A 231-nucleotide genomic window follows, 5' to 3' on the forward strand; every position below is an offset into this window, starting at 1 on the left:
TGATTCAAATGTATACACCACTAGTTGTTCATGGGACAGAAGTACGTTCGGTGGAAACTGAAGGGACGATTGGTTTTACTGGCGTCTATGAAACACCGGGAACGCCAGAGCCAGCACCCGAAGTTGAGGTAAAACCAATCTTCCCCAAAGAAATCGCTCAAACACCATCAGAAGTGACAAAGAGCGAGCATAACAAATTACCACAAACGAACGAGAGTCAGATGAATATTT

General features: G+C 44.2%; 1 protein-coding gene. It reads left to right on the forward strand.

Translation table 11 applies throughout. The features are described from left to right. Nucleotides 1–2 precede the first annotated feature (2 nt). Nucleotides 3–231: EF2685/EF0750 family sortase-dependent surface protein (locus tag P3R27_RS15120; protein WP_498371333.1), on the forward strand; the 229-nt coding region annotated here is incomplete at its 3' end.

Origin of the sequence: Enterococcus spodopteracolus, from assembly GCF_030441955.1 — a bacterium.
Lineage (GTDB): Bacteria > Bacillota > Bacilli > Lactobacillales > Enterococcaceae > Enterococcus_B > Enterococcus_B spodopteracolus.